General features: G+C 67.1%; 1 protein-coding gene. It reads right to left on the minus strand.

The window, feature by feature from the left end; all coding sequences use genetic code 11:
* Positions 1-280, minus strand: a 280-nt coding sequence (locus tag FLQ44_RS17935) for an oxidoreductase dimerization domain-containing protein (RefSeq protein ID WP_500692554.1), incomplete at both ends; no start/stop codon positions are given.

Below are 280 nucleotides of genomic sequence, written 5' to 3' on the forward strand. Positions count from 1 at the left end.
GGAGGTCCTCGGCGCTGCCCTTGAACTCCATGGCGACCACGCCTTCGTGCACCAGCTCGCTGACGTTGGCGCCGCAGAGGTGCATGCCGAGGATGCGGTCGGTTTCGGCGTGGGCGATCACCTTGACCATGCCGGCGGTCTCGTTCATCGCCACGGCGCGGCCGATGGCGGCGAAGGGGAAGGTGCCGACCTTGTAGGGCACGCCGGCGTCCTTCAGTTCCTTCTCGGTCTTGCCGACCCAGGCGATTTCCGGCTCGGTGTAGATCACCCAGGGCACGGT

This window comes from Vogesella mureinivorans (assembly GCF_007644035.1).
Lineage (GTDB): Bacteria > Pseudomonadota > Gammaproteobacteria > Burkholderiales > Chromobacteriaceae > Vogesella > Vogesella mureinivorans.